Source organism: Pseudarthrobacter sp. MOO14 (genome assembly GCF_058267675.1).
On sequence record NZ_CM177849.1, the window covers coordinates 2,022,856 to 2,040,392 of the forward strand.

Here is a 17,537-nt window from a genome sequence, read left to right on the forward strand (position 1 = left end):
TAGATCACGCGGCAGTCAATAGCTACCTTGGGAGAGCTCGGAATGAGCGTAATGACAGAGAACCAGCTGGCCGGAGAAGGCGACCTCTCGCTCGCCGAGCAGGCCTACCGGCACCTCCGGGACCGGCTCATCATGCTCGACATCCGGCCGGGTGAGGCCATCAACGACGGCAAGCTCGCCGCCGAGCTCGGGATCGGCCGCACGCCGGTCCGGGAAGCGCTCAAGCGCCTGGAAGGTGACCACCTCGTCGTGTCGTACCCCCGCCGTGGAACGTTCGCCACCGTCGTCGACATCACCGAACTCGCGGACGTCTCCGAACTCCGGGAGTCATTGGAACCCCTGGCAGCCCGCCGGGCCGCCAAGCTGGCAACCCCTGCCCTGCGCAAGGAAATACGGGAAACCGCGGCGGCAATTGCCAGGATGGGGGCGGATGACGATCCCTATGACCTCATGCGGTATGACATCAAGGTCCACCGCCTCATCTACCGGGCCGCCGCCAACACCCACCTCGAGGACGTGCTGATCCGTTACGACAACCTGGCCACCCGCATTTGGTGCATGGTGCTGGAAAAGGTGCCGTCAGTGGCGGAGCACATCGCCGAACACGTGGAACTGCTGGAGGCAGTGGCCGACGGCGACTCGGACCGGGCGGGCAAGCTGGCCCTTGAGCACGTGACCAGTTTCGAGCAGGCCATCCGCAGCGTGCTTTAGGCTGTCCGCCCGCCCGCCTTTCAGGAACGGGGCGCCCGCGGAATGAACGCTGAGGGTTCACGCCTGATCCGCATCAGCGCCGACTCAATGGCACCCCGGACTACGGATTCCGCCCCGAGAGTGCTCGCAACCAGATCCGGCAGCGGCAGGCCGGAATCCGTGGGCAGCAGGCTGCGGGCGTGCTCCAGGACCGGTTCGATGGCGCGTGAGATCGCGCCGGCGATGACCACCCGCTCAATGTCAAGAAGGCTGGAGAGCACCACAGCGATTCGCGCCAGCCGCACCCCGAGCCTGGCGATGATGTCCTGTGCCAGCGGGTCTCCCGCGCGGGCCGCCTGGAAGACATCTTCGGCGTTGATGTCCTCCTCGGGTATTTGCCGCAGCACCGTCTCGCCATCGTAGGAATGGATGCGGGCACGCGCCCACTTCCGCGCAAGTGCTCCGAACCCGTCCGAGCTCCCCTCATCCGGCACGAACTTGCTGTCCAGCTCATCCAGGAACCGCATCTCCCCCGCGCCCCCCTGGCGACCCCGCAGCAGGCGCCCATCGACAATCAGGCCGGCACCAAACCGCTCACCCGACAGCAAGGTGGCCACGTTGGCTGACGGCTCCTGTGCCTGCTCCGCGATGGCGGCGAGATTGGCGTCATTTTCGACGATGACAGTGCCCCAAAGGTGCCCTGCGAAGCCGGAATTCATCAACTGCCAGAATTCTCCTCCGGCGGGAGACGCGCCGTTCGCGTCAATGGGCGCCGGGACGCCGACGGCCGTGAGCAGGACATCCTCCGGGGTGCATGAAACATCCTCAAGGGTCAGGCGGATCAGCTCCCGTGCATTCGCCACGCGGCCGGCGCGTCCCAGCGCGTGCGAATCAATGCTTTGGCGGCGCTTGCCCAGCTCGCGGCCGCGCAGGTCGGCAACGATGGTTGTGAAGTAGCCCTCCCCGGCATCCAGGCCCACAACCACACCCGCAGCTTCGCGCAGCTGGTACTGCCGCGCCGGCCTGCCCTTGAGCCTGCCGGCCTCGGTACGGGCGTCAGTCAATTCCTCCAGCCAGCCCGCATCAACCAGGCCGTCACAAACCCCGAGCACCGTGGCGCGGGTAAGCCCGGTGGCAGCCATGGCTTCTCCGGCAGTAAACACCTGTTCCTGGAGGGCGAAGCGCAACAGCGCCTCCGAGTTGATCTGCCGTAACAGTTGTGTCGAGCTCGCCGTATTTCCGTCCACCCCTTGACGATAGCCCCTGCGTCCCCCATCCTCATATAGGTCCTAAATATAAGACCCATATAAATTATCCGAGAGTCCAAGAGGAGCCGATGTTGCCACCTTTGACGTCCGCCGGGAGACACGTTTCCCGGCGCACTTTCCTTGCCGCTGCGGGAGGTGCGCTCACCGCTTTCGGGTTGGCCGGCTGCGCCCCGGCCAGTGCCAGGCCCACCATCACGTTCCACCAGTCAAAGCCGGAGGCAGTTCCATACTTCCGGGACCTGGCTGCGAAGTTCACCGACTCGCAGGACCGGGTGCGCGTCCTGCATGACATGGCCACAAATCTCTCTGCCAGCTTCGTCCGCAGCAGTCCCCCGGACCTCGGATGCCTCAACTACAACCTGGAGATGGCGCGGTTCATGGAGCGCGGGGCGCTCTCGGATCTTTCCGACCTCCCGGCAGCGGCCTCCATCCGGGACGACGTGCTGGACCTCACCAACTGGTATCCAACCTATGCCGGCCGCACCAGCGTCATCCCCTACTCGGTCATGGCGGCCTCGGTCATCTACAACCGCCGCATCTTCGAAGAGAACGGGGTGGCCGTCCCAACAACCTGGGATGAACTGATCGAGGTGTGCGAGGTGCTCAAGGCAGCAGGCATCACGCCGATCTACGGCACTTTCCGCGACCCCTGGACCGTGGCACAGGGATTGTTCGACTACACGGTGGGCGGCATGGTCAACGTGCGCGACTTCTATCAGAAAATGCATGGGATTGGCGAAAACGTCGGACCGGATTCGGAAGTTTCGTTCCAGAAAACGATGCTCGAGCCGGTGAAGCGCATGGTCCAACTGACCAAATACGTCAATCCCGATGCGGCAAGCCGCGGCTACGGAGACGGCAACACGGCAATGGCCCAGGGCCAGGCCGCCATGTACTTCCAGGGACCCTGGGCCTTTGGCGAGATCGAAAAGGCCGGCAAAGACCTGGATCTGGGAACTTTCCCGCTGCCCATGACCGGTGATCCCGCAGATCTCAAAGTCCGCGTCAACATCGACCTCTCGCTCTGGGTTCCCGAGGTCGCCAACGGGCAGCAGGGTGCCCGCGATTTCCTGCAGTACCTGATGCGGCCGGAGATCCAGAACCCTTACAACGCCAAATTCCTGGGTTTCGGGACGACCAAGGACGCGCCACCGGTGACCGACCCACGAATCGTCGAGATGCAGAAGTACTACGACGAGGGCCGCTTCTACATGGGCGCCTCACAGTTCATTCCGAACTCGATTCCGGCCGCCAACTACATCCAGTCGATCATCGGCGGCGCCGATGCCGAGAGCACGCTGCGCAGGATGGACGCCGACTGGGCCCGCCTGGCTTTCCGCGCTTAGACCCACACTTTCGATCTCTCAAAGCACGAAACGAGGACCATCCATGTCATCAATGACGAGACCTTCCACCAGGGTGGAGGTGACGGCCCCGGCAGCGGCTGGAACCACACGCGTGCGCAAAAGCCGCGTTGATCCGCTCTACTATGTTTTCCTCCTGCCCTCGCTGGTGATCTTCACGCTGGCCGTCACGCTGCCCGCCGTTCTCGGGTTCATCTACAGCTTCACGAACTCCGTGGGCTTCGGTGACTTTGATTTCATCGGCATCCGGAACTTCATTGCGGTGTTCCGTGATGAAGGAGTCCTCGGCGCCTACGGCTTCACCCTCGTTTTCTCGCTGGTCACCGTCATCGTCGTGAATGCCGTGGCCTTCCTCCTGGCCCTGGGCCTCACGTCCCGCGTCCGCTTCCGTGCCGCGCTTCGCACCGTCTTCGTCATCCCCATGGTGATCTCCGGCATCGTCATCGCGTTCGTGTTCCAGTACCTCTTCTCGAACTCGCTGCCCCTTGCCGGCAAAAGCATGGGAATCGAGCCGCTGGCCACCAGCCTTCTCGCAAACCCCCAGCTCGCGTGGCTTGCGATCGTCTTCGTCACGGCGTGGCAGTCCATCCCGAGTGCCATGCTGATCTACATCGCAGGGCTCCTCACGGTCCCCGCCGAGGTCTACGAGGCGAGTTCCATCGACGGGGCATCGCCCTGGCAGAACCTGCGGCACATCACCCTGCCGCTCATTGCGGGGTACGCCGTGATCAACACGGTCCTCGGCTTCAAGAACTACCTCAACGCCTACGACATCATCATCGGCCTCACCGACGGCGGGCCCGGCGTGGCCACACGAAGCGTCGCGATGTCGATCTTCCGCGGCTTCGAAGGCGGCGACTATGCCTACCAGATGGCCAACGCCGTGATCTTCTTCCTCATCAGCATCGTCATCGCACTCGTCCAACTTCGCTTCACACGTGGCAAGGGAGGGATCGCAGCATGAGCAGCGCACCCAGCATCATCCAGGCAGAACCCGCGGCGGCCGCCAAGGGCCGCCGGCTACCCGCCGGGCCCGAACGCATCCAGTGGCCCGCCACCATCATCCTCATTGTCTGCACGCTCAGCGTGCTCGTCCCGCTCTACGTCACGGTCAGCATGGCCTTCAAAACCACTGGCCAGGCAGTGGACGGCAACGCCTTCTCCCTGCCAAGCCCCCTGACCTTCGACAGCTTTGCCCAGGCCTGGACGCTCACAAACTTCCCCCGCGGCTTTGGAATTTCCGTGTTCGTGTCGGTGATCGCCGTTGCAGGGGAGATCATCGTTTCGGCCCTGGCCGCCTACGCCATCGTCCGCAACTGGGACCGTCGTCTCTTCCGTTGGTCCTTCTTTTACCTGCTCGCGGCAATGTTCATCCCGTTCCCCGTGGTGGCGCTGCCGCAGATCCAGCTCACGGGACTCGTCGGACTCGACAACCCGCTCGGGGTAGCCATCCTGCACATCGTTTTCGCCCTGGCCTTCAACACCATGCTCTTCACCGCCTTCCTCCGCTCGATCCCCCTGGAGTTGGAGGAAAGCATGCGGATGGACGGCGCGGGAACGTGGCAGGTGTTTTGGAAGCTCATCTTCCCCCTGCTGGGGCCCATGAGCGCAACCGTGGGCATCTTCGCCTTCATCGCGTCATGGAACGACTTCATGATGCCGTCACTCATCATTTCCGATCCTGAACTGCAGACCATCCCCGTGCTGCAAAAGATCTTCCAGACGCAGTTCAGCAACAGCTACAACGTGGCCTTCGCCTCCTACCTGATGGCAATGGCCCCCGCCATCATCGTCTACCTGTTTACCCAGCGCTGGGTCATGTCCGGCCTCACCCAGGGCGCCGTCAAGTAACTCCGGACCCACACACCTGATACAGCTGAAACTGAGGAAGCAATCTTGCCCACCACCGCCACCCAGGCAACCCAAAGCCACCCCGCCCCCACGGCCGACCCCAACTGGTGGCGTCAGGCCTCCGTGTACCAGATCTACCCCCGCAGCTTTGCGGACTCGAACGGCGACGGCATCGGCGACATCAACGGCATCACCGCCAAGGTTCCGTACCTGAAAAACCTGGGCATCGATGCCGTCTGGCTGAGCCCCTTCTACCCCTCCGCACTCGCCGATGGGGGCTACGACGTGGACGACTACCGCAACGTGGACCCGCTGCTGGGCACGCTGGAGGACTTCGACGCGATGGCCAACGCCCTGCACGCCGCCGGCCTCAAGCTGATCGTGGACATCGTGCCCAACCACTCGTCGGACCGGCACCAGTGGTTCCGGGAAGCCCTCGCCTCGCCCAGGGGGTCCGCGGCGCGCAACCGGTACATCTTCCGCGACGGGCTGGGCGAAAAAGGCGAGCTGCCGCCGTCGGACTGGGACTCGGTGTTCGGCGGCCCCGCCTGGGAGCGCATCACCGAACCCGACGGCAGCCCGGGGCAGTGGTACATGCACATCTTTGCCAAGGAACAGCCCGACTTCAACTGGGACAACCCCGAAGTCCGCGAAGACTTCCTGAAAACCCTGCGCTTCTGGTCGGACCGGGGCGTGGACGGCTTCCGCATCGACGTCGCCCACGCCCTGACGAAGAACCTGGAAGAAACCCTGCCCACCAAGGCGGACCTCGAGGCCCAGGGCGAGGCGCTGTACCTCACGGGGCAGCACCCGTACTGGGACCGCGACGAGGTCCACGAAATCTACGCCGAGTGGCGCCGCCTGTTCAATGAATACAACCCGCCGCGCACCGCCGTCGCCGAAGCCTGGGTCCATACCGACCGTCGCGCCCGCTACGCCAGCCCGGAGGGACTGGGCCAGGCCTTCAACTTCGACCTGCTGCAGGCGGACTTCGACGCCGCCCAGTTCCGGAAGACGATCATCAAGAACCTGGCAGAGGCCGAAGCATCCGGCGCGTCGTCCACCTGGGTGTTCTCAAACCACGATGTGGTCCGGCATGCCACGCGCTACGGCCTCCCCGCGTCCGAGCCTTCGGCCGGAGGTGACATCATGGCCGGGCAGGCGGGCAAGCGGTGGCTTCTGGCCGGCGGCAGGCAGGAAGATGTCGACGCCGAACTCGGCCTGCGCCGCGCCCGAGCCGCGTCCCTGCTGATGTTCGCCCTTCCGGGTTCTGCGTACCTGTACCAAGGCGAGGAACTGGGACTGCAGGAAGTCGGCAGTGAAATCCCGGACTCCGCCCGGCAGGATCCGGCCTTCTTCCGGAACAAGGGCGTGGAGATCGGCCGCGACGGCTGCCGCGTCCCCTTGCCGTGGACCTCGGCGGGCAGCTCATTCGGTTTCGGCCCCGGCGGCTCCCACCTGCCGCAGCCGGAATGGTTCGCGGGCAGCTCAGTGGAGGCCCAGGAGGGCCAGGGGGATTCAACCCTGTCCCTCTACCGCCGGGCACTCGCCCTGCGGTCGCAGCTGCAAACAACAGAAGCGCTGGAGCTGCTGGAAACCGGCCGGGATGACGTCCTGGCCTTCCGGCGCCCCAACGGCTGGACCTCCATAACGAACTTCGGTACGGAACCCTTCGAGCTGCCCGCGGGCCAGCTGCTGGTCTCCAGCTCGCCCCTCGAAGCAGGCCGGCTGCCCGGCGCTGCCACGGCGTGGCTGCGGTGAGCGCCCCTGCCGACGCCGGCTCCGGACTGGATTTCGGAATAGGAATCGATGTTGGCGGGACCTGGATCAAGGGTGCACTCGTCAACCTGGTCAGCGGCACCCCGGCCGGCGGTGTCCGCCGCCTGCGGACCCCGTCCAGCGGCAGGGTGGATGACGTGGCAGACACCCTGGACCAGCTCATCAGTGAGCTCGAATCCGAAAGCCCCGGGCACGGGAACCTGGCTGCCGGCGTCGCCATCCCCTCGATTGTCCAGCGCGGAGTGGCGCTGTCGGCAGCAAACATGGACGGCAGCTGGGTGGGACTTGATGTCCAGTCCTACCTGGAGTCCCGGCTTGGACGATCCGTTTGCGTCGTGAATGACGCAGACGCTGCCGGTACGGCGGAAGCCCTGTACGGCGCCGGGAAAGGCCAGCGCGGCGTTGTCCTGGTCCTGACCCTGGGGACGGGCATCGGATCCGCACTGCTGGTGGACGGCAGGCTCGTTCCCAATTTCGAGCTGGGCCACCTGGAAATCGGCGGCTGCAAGGCAGAGTCCCGGGCATCGGCCGTCGTCAGGGAGAACCAAGGCCTCACCTGGGTGGAGTACGCCGACCGGCTGCAGCAGTACCTGTCGCACGTGGAGTTCCTCTTCTCGCCCGACCTCATCATCATCGGTGGGGGCATTTCAGCGTGCAGTACCGAATACCTCCCTCGCCTCTCACTGCGCACCCCGGTCATTCCGGCCAGCCTCGAGAACGCCGCGGGCGTTGTGGGCGCCGCCCTTGCCGGCAGGCGGCTCAAGGATGGACAGGCTCAGTATGTGTGACATGGAATACTTCAGTACATGTGCGGCCGGACATCTCGGCGGCGGCTGGAAGGGGCAGTGGCATGCAGGAAACCGTTAACGAGGACGAAGAGGCGCGCCAGGCCGTCATCGCTTCACTCGCCCGGCAACGGGACCTCGGCCTCCCTGCGGATCCGGACTTTGACCGGCGGCTGGATGAGCACTTCCCCACCCTCCGCAGCCTGTTCCACTCGCTTTACGGCGCCCGGCAGGACTGGCTGGAGCAGCTGTCCGCCCTGGTGGTGCAGAGCGCGCGGTCGTGGCAGGAGCGCTCCCCGGAGCTGAAGGCGCTGGACGCCGAACGCGAGGAGGCGCCGGACTGGTTCCAGTCCAACGGCATGCTGGGCGGCGTCTGCTATGTGGACCGCTACGCCGAAAGCCTGGAGGGAGTGCGCAGCCGCATTCCCTACTTCAAGGAGCTGGGCCTCACCTACCTGCACCTGATGCCGCTGTTCCTGGCGCCCGAACCGCATTCGGACGGCGGCTACGCCGTGTCGAGCTACCGGGAGGTCAACCCCAAGCTGGGCACCATGGAACAGCTGCGCTCCCTCGCCGCCGAACTGCGCGCCAACGGGATCAGCCTGGTGGTGGACTTCATCTTCAACCACACCTCGGACGAGCACGAATGGGCCCGGAAGGCAGCCGCGGGCGATCCCGAGTGCAGCGACTACTACTGGATCTTCCCGGACCGGACCATGCCGGACGCCTTTGAGGCGAGTGTCCGCGAGATCTTCCCGGAGAACCATCCGGGGTCCTTCATTCAGATGGCGGACGGCCGGTGGGTGTGGGCCACGTTCCACACCTACCAGTGGGACCTGAACTACTCCAACCCCGGCGTTTTCCGGGCCATGGCCGCCGAGATGCTGTTCCTGGCCAACCAGGGGGTGGATATCCTGCGCATGGACGCTGTCGCCTTCATCTGGAAGCAGCTGGGGACGCCCTGCGAAAACCTCCCCCAGGCGCACACGCTGCTCCGGGCGTTCAACGCGGTCTGCCGCCTGGCGGCACCGTCGCTGCTGTTCAAGTCGGAGGCCATCGTGCACCCCGACGAGGTGGCACTGTACATCGACCCCGCGGAATGCCAGCTTTCCTACAACCCGCTGCAGATGGCCCTGATCTGGGAGTCCCTGGCCACCAGGGACGTGTCCCTGCTGTCACAGGCGCTGGAGCGCAGGCACAACATCCCCGACGGTACGGCATGGGTGAACTACGTCCGCAGCCATGACGACATCGGCTGGACCTTCGCCGATGAGGACGCGGCCGAGCTGGGCATCAACGGCTTTGACCACCGCCGCTTCCTGAACTCCTTCTACGTCAACCGGTTCCCGGGCAGCTTCGCCCGCGGCGTCCCCTTCCAGGACAACCCCAAGACGGGTGACTGCCGGATTTCCGGCACGACGGCGTCCCTGTGCGGGATGGAGGTTGACCCGGCGGAGGCGGTGGAACGGATCCTCCTGGCCCATTCGGTGCCCTTCAGCACCGGCGGCATCCCGCTGCTGTACCTGGGCGACGAAGTGGGGCAGGTCAACGACTACTCCTACGCGTCCGAGCCCGGCCACGAGGAGGACAGCCGCTGGGTGCACCGGCCGCACTTTCCCGCCGAACAATACGCCCGCCGTGACGATCCCTCCACCCCCGAGGGGGCCGTCTACGCCGGATTGAAGCGCATGATCGAGGTCCGGGCGGGCACTCCTGAATTTGCCGGAACCACGCTGGTGGATTTCCGTACGAACAACCGCTCGGTGCTCGGCTACCAGCGCCCGGGCGGTCCGGACGGTGGCAGCACCGTCCTGGCCCTCGCCAATTTCAGCGACTCCGCCCAGACCCTCCCGGCGGAAACCTTTAGCGGGTACTCCCCTGCCGCCGTCGACCTTCTCTCCGAAGCCACCCTGCAACTGGACGACGGCATCACCCTCCTCCCCCGGCAGTACCTCTGGCTGCGCGTCACCCCCGCGTAGCACTCGCGGGCCCGTTTTCACAACGGGCCCGCGCGCGTGAAAGCATACGGACCATGGCCTCCAAGATTGCGTACCAGGGTGAGCCCGGCGCCAACTCCAATATCGCGTGTCAGCAGATGTTCCCGGACATGGAAAGCGTCCCGTGCGCCAGCTTCGAGGACGCCTTCGAACTGGTGGCCGGCGGCGAAGCGGACCTGGCCATGATCCCCATCGAGAATTCCATCGCGGGCCGGGTGGCGGACATCCACATCCTGCTGCCGCAGTCCAACCTGCAGATCGTGGGCGAATACTTCCTGCCCATCCATTTCGACCTGCTGGGCATTCCGGGCAGCACCATTGAGGGCGCCACCGAGGTGCACAGCCACATCCACGCCCTGGGCCAGTGCCGGAAGCTGATCCGCGACCACGGCCTCAAGCCGGTCATCGCCGGCGACACCGCCGGGTCCGCCCGGGAGGTGGCCGAGTGGAATGACCCCCGCAAGCTCTCGCTGGCTCCCCCGCTGGCCGCGGAGATCTACGGCCTCCAGGTGCTGGCCTGCCGCGTGGAGGACGACCCCTCCAACACCACCCGCTTCGTGGTCCTTGCCCGGGAAACGGCACTGCCGGCCCGGCAGGATCTTCCCGGACCGGCAGTCACCAGTTTCGTGTTCCGCGTCCGCAACGTCCCCTCCGCCCTGTACAAGGCGCTGGGCGGGTTTGCCACGAACGGCGTGAACATGACGCGTCTGGAGAGCTACATGGTGGGCAACGAGTTTGCCGCCACCATGTTCATGGCCGACGTCGAGGGCCACCCCGAGGACCTGCCGCTGAAGCTGGCCCTCGAGGAACTGGACTTCTTCACCACCGAGGTGCGGATCCTCGGCGTGTACCCCGCGGCTGACTACCGGGCGGCGGCAGCCACCGCCTGACGTGGCTGTGCGGGCGCGGCCTTGAGCAGCGGCGCGAAGAACGCGCCGAGCTCGGCGGTTGCCGTCAGCGGCAGGACGTTGGCCACGTACTGGTCCGGGCGGACCACCACGACGACGCCGTTGCGGTCCAGTCCGCGCAGGTCGAAGATGTCCGCCGTGGGATCGGTTGCGTACACCTTCTCGTAGTCGGTGAGCTTGAACGGGCCCACCTGCGGCTTGAAGACGGAGGGGACGGCATTGATGTCGACGGCGGTGTGCGGCTGCTGGTAAATGACCTTCAGATCGAACCACGCGTCCGGGTCGGCGTCCGCGGGTGTTGCTGCCAGGGGTGATTCCGGCGAGTGCGCGAACCACTCGGCGAGCTTGTCCGTGGTGGAGTCCGTTCCGGACTGGGCCGCATCCGCGAAGACATAGATCCGCCAGCGGCCGTCAGCCGTGGCGTGGTGGCCCAGGTGGATGGGGTTGGTGTCGCCCACGCGGACTACCGGTGCCGACTTGAAACGCTTGCCCACGGGGAAGCCGGCGGCCAGGTCCTGGTGGTCGGTGCCGCCAACAATCAGGGACGGCGCGTACTGGGTCATGAAACCTGCCGGGAACTCGGCGGTCCGCACGTAGAAGTCCTCAAGGTCCGAGGGGTGCTCGAACTCCTCGGGCTTCTTGGCCATCATGGTGGACCACTCCTTGTCGAAGTCGATCAGGTTCCTGGCCACCACCTGCCGCTCCTCCGAGTAGGTGGTCAGCAGGCTCTCGGGGCTGCGGCCCTCCAGCACATGCCCCAGCTTCCAGGCGATGTTGAACCCGTCCTGCATGGAGACGTTCATGCCCTGGCCGGCCTTGGCACTGTGGGTGTGGCAGGCATCGCCGGTGATGAACACCCGCGGGGTGCGGGTGCCGCGGTCCGCGGGCAGGACGTCGTCGAACCTGTCCGTGAGGCGGTGGCCCACCTCGTACACGCTGTGCCACGCCACGTTGCGTACATCCAGGGTGTAGGGGTGCAGGATCTCGTTTGCCTTGTGGATGATCTGCTCGATGCTCGTGTTGCGGACGGCGTGGTGGGTGGCAGGATCCACTTCGCCCAGGTCCACGTACATGCGGAACAGGTAGCCGCCTTCCCGCGGAATCAGCAGGATGCTGCCCTTCTCGGCCTGGATGGCGCACTTGGTGCGGATGTCAGGGAAGTCGGTGACGGCCAGGACGTCCATGACGCCCCAGGCGTGGTTGGCCTGGTCCCCTGCCAGCGTGCAGCCGATCGCCTGGCGAACCTTGCTGCGCGCGCCGTCGGCCCCCACCACGTACTTTGCACGGACAATCCGCTCCTGGCCCTCATTGGGTCCGGCGGTGTGAAGCAGCGTCACAGTGACCGGGTAGTCGCCCTCGGTGGCGACGGTGAGGCCCTGGAAGTCATAGCCATAGTCGGGCTTGAGGCGGGTGGGTGAGTTCGCCGCAAACTCGGCAAAGTAGTCCAGCACGCGGGCCTGGTTGACGATCAGGTGCGGGAACTCGCTGATCCCTGTTTCGTCGTCGACGGCGCGTGCAGCGCGGATGATGTTGGCGTTGTTGGCAGGGTCCGGCTTCCAGAACGCCATCTCCGTGATCCGGTAGGCCTCGGCGATGATCCGCTCTGCGAACCCGAAGGCCTGGAAGGTTTCGACGCTGCGCGCCTGGATCCCGTCAGCCTGCCCAATAGCGAGGCGGCCCGGCCGGCGGTCAATGATCCGCGTGGTGACATTGGGGAACATGGACAACTGCGCGGCGGCGAGCATTCCGGCTGGGCCGGTGCCGACGATGAGCACGTCCACTTCCTCCGGGAGCTCCTCGGGGCGGTTCAGTCCGACGCCGGCTGCCGGCTTGATGCGCGGGTCACCGGATACGTATCCGTGGTGGTGGAACTGCACGGGCTTTCCTCACTTCGTTGTGGATGATTCACATCAGTTCGTGTTCTATATCAGAACAGTAGATTCGATAATCGAAAACTCTAAACTTGTTTTCCACTGTACGCCGGTTGTGACGCGGGCGACAAGTGGCTCCGGAAGTGCCGCAAAAACAGCCGAAACAAGGGGGTTGACGGAAGCTGCAAATCTATGGATAGTGATCGTATACGATTTCGTACCTGATGAGGAGACGTTTTGGAGCAGGTCAACGGCGACACCCTGGCAGCAGCACGCAAGGTGGTCGCGGTGCACATCAACTACCCCAGCCGGGCCGCCCAGCGTGGCCGCACCCCGGCCCAACCGTCCTACTTCCTCAAGCCTTCCAGCTCGCTGGCGCTCAGCGGAAGCCCCGTGGAGCGCCCGGCCGGCTGCGAACTGCTCGGCTACGAAGGCGAGATTGCGCTCATCATCGGCAAGGCCGCCCGCCGCGTCACGGTCGAGGAGGCCTGGAGCCACGTTGCCGCCGTCACCGCCAGCAACGACCTCGGAGTGTACGACCTGCGCTACGCGGACAAGGGCTCCAACCTCCGGTCCAAGGGCGGGGACGGGTTCACCCCTGTGGGCCCGGCACTTCTTCCGGCAGACGCCGTCGACCCTTCCAAACTTCGCATCCGCACCTGGCACAACGGTGAACTGGTCCAGGACGACACAACCGCTGACCTGCTCTTCCCCTTCGCCCGGCTGGTGGCGGACCTGTCCCAGCTCCTCACCCTCGAGGAGGGCGACATCATCCTCACCGGCACCCCTGCCGGCGCCTCCGTGGCCGCACCGGGCGACGTCCTGGAGGTTGAGGCGGGCACGATTGATGGCACCCTCACCACCGGACGCCTGGTCACCACCGTTGAGCAAGGCACGACGGCGTTCGCGGACTTTGGCGCCCAGCCCAAGGTTGACGACCTGCAGCGGGAGGAGGCCTACGGATCCCGCGAAGCCGCAGGGCTCCCTGCTCCTGACAGCGCCCTCACCCCGGAACTGAAAGCCAAGCTCGAGTCGGTCGCCACCGCCACCCTGTCATCCCAGATGCGCAAGCGCGGCCTTAACAACGTCAGCATCGACGGCCTCCAGGCCACCCGCCCGGACCGGCGCGTGGTGGGACTGGCCCGGACCCTGCGCTACGTGCCCAACCGGGAAGACCTCTTCAAGACCCATGGCGGCGGCTTCAACGCCCAGAAACGCGCCATCGATTCCGTCAACGAAGGCGAAATCCTGGTCATGGAAGCCCGCGGGGAAAAGGGCACCGGCACCGTGGGCGACATCCTGGCCCTGCGCGCCCAGGTCCGCGGCGCGGCAGCGATCATCACCGACGGCGGCGTCCGCGACTATACCGCGGTGGCCGGCCTGGAAATGCCCACGTACTTCGCCAACCCGCACCCCGCCGTGCTGGGCCGCCGGCACATCCCGTGGGACACGGACATCACCATCGCCTGCGGCGGAGCCACCGTCCAGCCCGGCGACATCATCGTGGCCGACTCCGACGGCATCCTGGTCATCCCGCCCGCCATCGCCGAAGAACTCGTTGAGGACTGCATCCAGCAGGAAAAGGAGGAAACCTTCATCTTCGAGATGGTCAAGCAGGGCAACAGCGTGGACGGCCTCTACCCGATGAACGCCGAATGGCAGGCCCGGTACAAGGAATGGGCAGGCAACCGCCATGACTGAAACCGCCGTGGCCGGCGTGGCAGCCACTCCCGGCAGCAAGTCCCAACAGGCCTACCAGGCCGTCAAGGCACGGATCGTGGAAGGCACCTACACTCCCGGCTACCGGCTGGTCCTGGGTGCCATAGCGAAGGACCTGGGCTTCAGCGTGGTTCCGGTCCGGGAAGCGATCCGCCGGCTCGAGGCCGAGGGCCTGGTGACGTTCGAGCGGAACGTCGGCGCCACCGTGGCCGGCATCGACCCCACCGAATACCTCTACACGATGCAGACCCTGAGCATCGTCGAGGGTGCCGCCACAGCCCTCTCGGCCCCGCTGATCGACCCGGCGGCCATCGCCCGGGCCCGCGCCGTGAACCAGGAAATGCGCGAGTGCCTGGACCACTTCGACCCTGTCCGGTTCACCCGGCTGAACCAGGACTTCCACAGCGTCCTGTTCGAGCACTGCCCCAACCCGCACATCCTGGACCTGGTGCACCGCGGCTGGAACCGGCTCGCCTCGCTCCGGTCCTCCACCTTCCGCTTTGTCCCCGGCCGCGCCCGCGACTCCGTGGAGGAACACGAGAACCTGCTGAAGCTCATCGAAACAGGCGCGGACGCAGAACAGATCGAAAAGGCGGCCCGGCTCCACCGCTCCGCCACCCTGGACGCCTACCTCGCCCAGGCCAACAACCCCTGACCCCCAGATAGGACTTCAACGATGACGACCTCGGTAGAAACCAGCACGCACTACGTCCCTGAGGACCTGCCCACCCATATCCAGCACTTCATTAACGGGAAGTTCGTGGACTCCGTGGGCGGGGCGACCTTCGACGTCCTGGACCCGGTGTCCAACCGGAACTACGCCACCGCCGCCGCCGGCCAGAAAGAGGACATCGACCTCGCCGTCGCCGCGGCCCGCGAAGCCTTCAAGAACGGCCCATGGCCGAAGATGAAGCCCCGGGAACGCGCCCGCATCCTGAACCGGATCGCCGACGCCGTCGAGGCCCAGGAAGCCCGGCTCGCCGAACTGGAAACGTTCGACACCGGCCTGCCCATCACCCAGGCCAAGGGCCAGGCCCTCCGTGCGGCGGAGAACTTCCGGTTCTTCGCGGACCTGATCGTGGCCCAGTTCGACGACGCCATGAAGGTCCCCGGCTCGCAGATCAACTACGTCAACCGCAAGCCGATCGGCGTGGCCGGCCTCATCACCCCGTGGAACACGCCGTTCATGCTGGAGTCCTGGAAGCTCGCCCCGGCCCTGGCCGCCGGCAACACCGTGGTCCTCAAGCCCGCCGAGTTCACCCCGCTGTCCGCCTCCCTGTGGGCCACCATCTTCAAGGATGCGGGCCTGCCGGACGGCGTCTTCAACCTGGTCAACGGGCTCGGCGAAGAAGCCGGCGACGCCCTGGTCAAGCACCCGGATGTTCCCCTGATTTCCTTCACCGGCGAGACCACCACCGGCCAGACCATCTTCCGCAACGCCGCCGCGAACCTGAAGGGCCTCTCCATGGAGCTCGGCGGCAAGTCCCCCTGCGTCGTCTTCGCCGACGCCGACCTGGACGCCGCGATCGACTCCGCCCTGTTCGGGGTCTTCTCCCTCAACGGCGAGCGCTGCACCGCCGGCTCACGCATCCTGGTGGAGCGCGCCATCTACGACGAATTCTGCGAGAAGTACGCCGCCCGGGCAAAGAACATCGTGGTGGGCGATCCGCACGACCCCAAGACCCAGGTGGGCGCCCTGGTCCACCCCGAGCACTACCAGAAGGTGGCCTCCTACGTGGAGATCGGCAAGTCCGAAGGCCGGCTCCTGGCCGGCGGCGGCCGCCCCGACCACCTGCCCGAAGGCAACTACATCGCACCCACGGTGTTCGCCGACGTCGCCCCTGACGCCCGGATCTTCCAGGAGGAAATCTTCGGACCCGTCGTGGCCATCACCCCGTTCGAGACCGACGACGAAGCCCTCGCCCTGGCGAACAACACCAAGTACGGGCTCGCCGCCTACATCTGGACCCAGAACCTGACCCGCGCCCACAACTTCTCGCAGAACGTCGAAGCCGGCATGGTGTGGCTGAACAGCCACAACGTCCGCGACCTGCGCACCCCGTTCGGCGGCGTCAAGGCCTCCGGCCTGGGCCACGAGGGCGGCTACCGCTCCATCGACTTCTACACCGACCAGCAGGCCGTGCACATCACCCTCGGCACCGTCCACACCCCCAAATTCGGCGCCTAGCCAGCCCCCTTTCAAAGAAGAGAGACTCCCATGACCAACTTCGTTCCCACCCCCACCGTCCCGGCACCGGACATTGTCCGCTGCGCCTACATGGAGATCGTGGTCACCGACCTCGCCAGGTCCCGCGAGTTCTATGTCGACGTCCTGGGCCTGCACGTCACCGAGGAAGACGACAACGCGATCTACCTGCGGTCCCTGGAGGAGTTCATCCACCACAACCTGGTGCTCCGCAAGGGACCCATCGCCGCCGTCGCCGCCTTCGCCTACCGGGTGAAGTCCCCCGCCGAGGTGGACGCCGCCGAGGCCTACTACCGCGAACTCGGCTGCCGGGTGGAACGCCGCAAGGACGGTTTCACCAAGGGCGTGGGCGACTCCGTGCGCGTGGAGGACCCGCTGGGCTTCCCGTACGAGTTCTTCTACGACGTGGAGCACGTGGAGCGGCTCACCCAGCGCTACGACCTCTACTCCGCCGGTGAACTGGTCCGCCTGGACCACTTCAACCAGGTCACCCCGGACGTCCCGCGCGGCCGGGCATACCTGGAGGACCTGGGCTTCCGCGTCTCCGAGGACATCAAGGATGCCGACGGCGTCACCTACGCCGCCTGGATGCACCGCAAGCAGACCGTGCACGACACCGCCCTGACCGGCGGCAACGGCCCCCGCATGCACCACGTCGCGTTCGCCACGCACGAGAAGCACAACATCATCCAAATCTGCGACAAGATGGGCGCCCTGCGCATCAGCGACCGGATCGAACGCGGCCCCGGCCGGCACGGCGTGTCCAACGCGTTCTACCTCTACATCCTGGACCCGGACGGCCACCGCATCGAGATCTACACCCAGGACTACTACACCGGCGACCCGGACAACCCCACCATCACCTGGGACGTCCACGACAACCAGCGCCGCGACTGGTGGGGCAACCCTGTGGTCCCCTCCTGGTACACCGAGGCCTCCCTGGTCCTGGACCTGGACGGCAACCCACAGCCGGTCATCGTCCGCGAGGAAAAGTCCGAGATGGCGGTCACGGTGGGCGCCGACGGCTTCTCCTACACCCGCAAGGACGGCTCGCCCGAAGGCGACCGGACGGGCTTCAAGCTGGGAGTCCAGGTCTAGC

General features: G+C 65.8%; 14 protein-coding genes. 12 read left to right on the forward strand and 2 right to left on the reverse strand.

Features of this window, described 5'->3' with window-relative positions; all coding sequences use genetic code 11:
* The first annotated feature begins 51 nt into the window (after nucleotides 1-51).
* A complete protein-coding gene (locus AC4EEV_RS09550) occupies nucleotides 52-711 on the forward strand; it encodes a GntR family transcriptional regulator (RefSeq protein WP_082581758.1) in 660 nt (219 codons plus the stop codon).
* A gap of 20 nt (nucleotides 712-731) precedes the next feature.
* Here AC4EEV_RS09550 and AC4EEV_RS09555 read toward each other — a convergent pair whose 3' ends face one another.
* Complete coding sequence (locus tag AC4EEV_RS09555) at nucleotides 732-1,937, reverse strand: ROK family transcriptional regulator (RefSeq protein ID WP_166673105.1); 1,206 nt, start codon at nucleotides 1,935-1,937, stop codon at nucleotides 732-734.
* Between the two features lie 89 nt (nucleotides 1,938-2,026).
* Here AC4EEV_RS09555 and AC4EEV_RS09560 point away from each other — a divergent pair, with 89 nt between their 5' ends.
* The 7 genes from AC4EEV_RS09560 to AC4EEV_RS09590 all read left to right on the forward strand — a co-directional run bounded on the left by AC4EEV_RS09560 (nucleotide 2,027) and on the right by AC4EEV_RS09590 (nucleotide 10,624).
* Nucleotides 2,027-3,304: an ABC transporter substrate-binding protein gene (locus tag AC4EEV_RS09560; protein ID WP_196804766.1), complete on the forward strand. Its 1,278-nt coding sequence runs from the start codon at nucleotides 2,027-2,029 to the stop codon at nucleotides 3,302-3,304.
* 43 nt (nucleotides 3,305-3,347) lie between these two features.
* Entirely contained in the window at nucleotides 3,348-4,286 is a 939-nt protein-coding gene (locus AC4EEV_RS09565; protein WP_026265892.1) for a carbohydrate ABC transporter permease, read from the forward strand.
* Complete coding sequence (locus tag AC4EEV_RS09570; RefSeq protein WP_142070541.1) at nucleotides 4,283-5,173, forward strand: carbohydrate ABC transporter permease; 891 nt, start codon at nucleotides 4,283-4,285, stop codon at nucleotides 5,171-5,173. Before AC4EEV_RS09565 ends, AC4EEV_RS09570 begins: the two co-directional genes overlap by 4 nt.
* A gap of 45 nt (nucleotides 5,174-5,218) precedes the next feature.
* Nucleotides 5,219-6,934, forward strand: coding sequence for a glycoside hydrolase family 13 protein (locus tag AC4EEV_RS09575; protein ID WP_144600125.1), 1,716 nt, complete (start codon nucleotides 5,219-5,221; stop codon nucleotides 6,932-6,934).
* Entirely contained in the window at nucleotides 6,922-7,740 is an 819-nt protein-coding gene (ppgK, locus tag AC4EEV_RS09580) for a polyphosphate--glucose phosphotransferase (RefSeq protein WP_491330767.1), read from the forward strand. The genes AC4EEV_RS09575 and ppgK overlap by 13 nt, the downstream gene beginning before the upstream one ends.
* Nucleotides 7,741-7,802: 62 nt before the next feature.
* Nucleotides 7,803-9,716, forward strand: coding sequence for an amylosucrase (locus AC4EEV_RS09585; RefSeq protein ID WP_491330768.1), 1,914 nt, complete (start codon nucleotides 7,803-7,805; stop codon nucleotides 9,714-9,716).
* Between the two features lie 53 nt (nucleotides 9,717-9,769).
* Nucleotides 9,770-10,624 (forward strand): prephenate dehydratase, encoded by an 855-nt coding sequence (locus AC4EEV_RS09590; protein WP_491330769.1) that lies wholly within the window; start codon nucleotides 9,770-9,772, stop codon nucleotides 10,622-10,624.
* Here the strand turns inward: AC4EEV_RS09590 and AC4EEV_RS09595 are convergent.
* On the reverse strand, nucleotides 10,597-12,519 hold the full coding sequence (locus AC4EEV_RS09595; RefSeq protein ID WP_491330770.1) for an FAD-binding monooxygenase: 1,923 nt from the start codon (nucleotides 12,517-12,519) through the stop codon (nucleotides 10,597-10,599). The genes AC4EEV_RS09590 and AC4EEV_RS09595 overlap by 28 nt on opposite strands.
* 231 nt (nucleotides 12,520-12,750) lie before the next feature.
* Here AC4EEV_RS09595 and AC4EEV_RS09600 point away from each other — a divergent pair, with 231 nt between their 5' ends.
* The 4 genes from AC4EEV_RS09600 to hpaD are packed head-to-tail and all read left to right on the forward strand — an operon-like array spanning nucleotide 12,751 to nucleotide 17,536.
* Nucleotides 12,751-14,214, forward strand: a complete 1,464-nt coding sequence (locus AC4EEV_RS09600) for a fumarylacetoacetate hydrolase family protein (RefSeq protein ID WP_056391897.1) — start codon at nucleotides 12,751-12,753, stop codon at nucleotides 14,212-14,214.
* A complete protein-coding gene (locus AC4EEV_RS09605) occupies nucleotides 14,207-14,887 on the forward strand; it encodes a GntR family transcriptional regulator (RefSeq protein ID WP_491330771.1) in 681 nt (226 codons plus the stop codon). Before AC4EEV_RS09600 ends, AC4EEV_RS09605 begins: the two co-directional genes overlap by 8 nt.
* Before the next feature lie 21 nt (nucleotides 14,888-14,908).
* Nucleotides 14,909-16,420 (forward strand): 5-carboxymethyl-2-hydroxymuconate semialdehyde dehydrogenase, encoded by a 1,512-nt coding sequence (gene hpaE, locus AC4EEV_RS09610; RefSeq protein ID WP_491330772.1) that lies wholly within the window; start codon nucleotides 14,909-14,911, stop codon nucleotides 16,418-16,420.
* Nucleotides 16,421-16,450: 30 nt separating this feature from the next.
* Complete coding sequence (gene hpaD, locus AC4EEV_RS09615) at nucleotides 16,451-17,536, forward strand: 3,4-dihydroxyphenylacetate 2,3-dioxygenase (RefSeq protein ID WP_285320250.1); 1,086 nt, start codon at nucleotides 16,451-16,453, stop codon at nucleotides 17,534-17,536.
* Nucleotide 17,537: the final 1 nt, after the last annotated feature.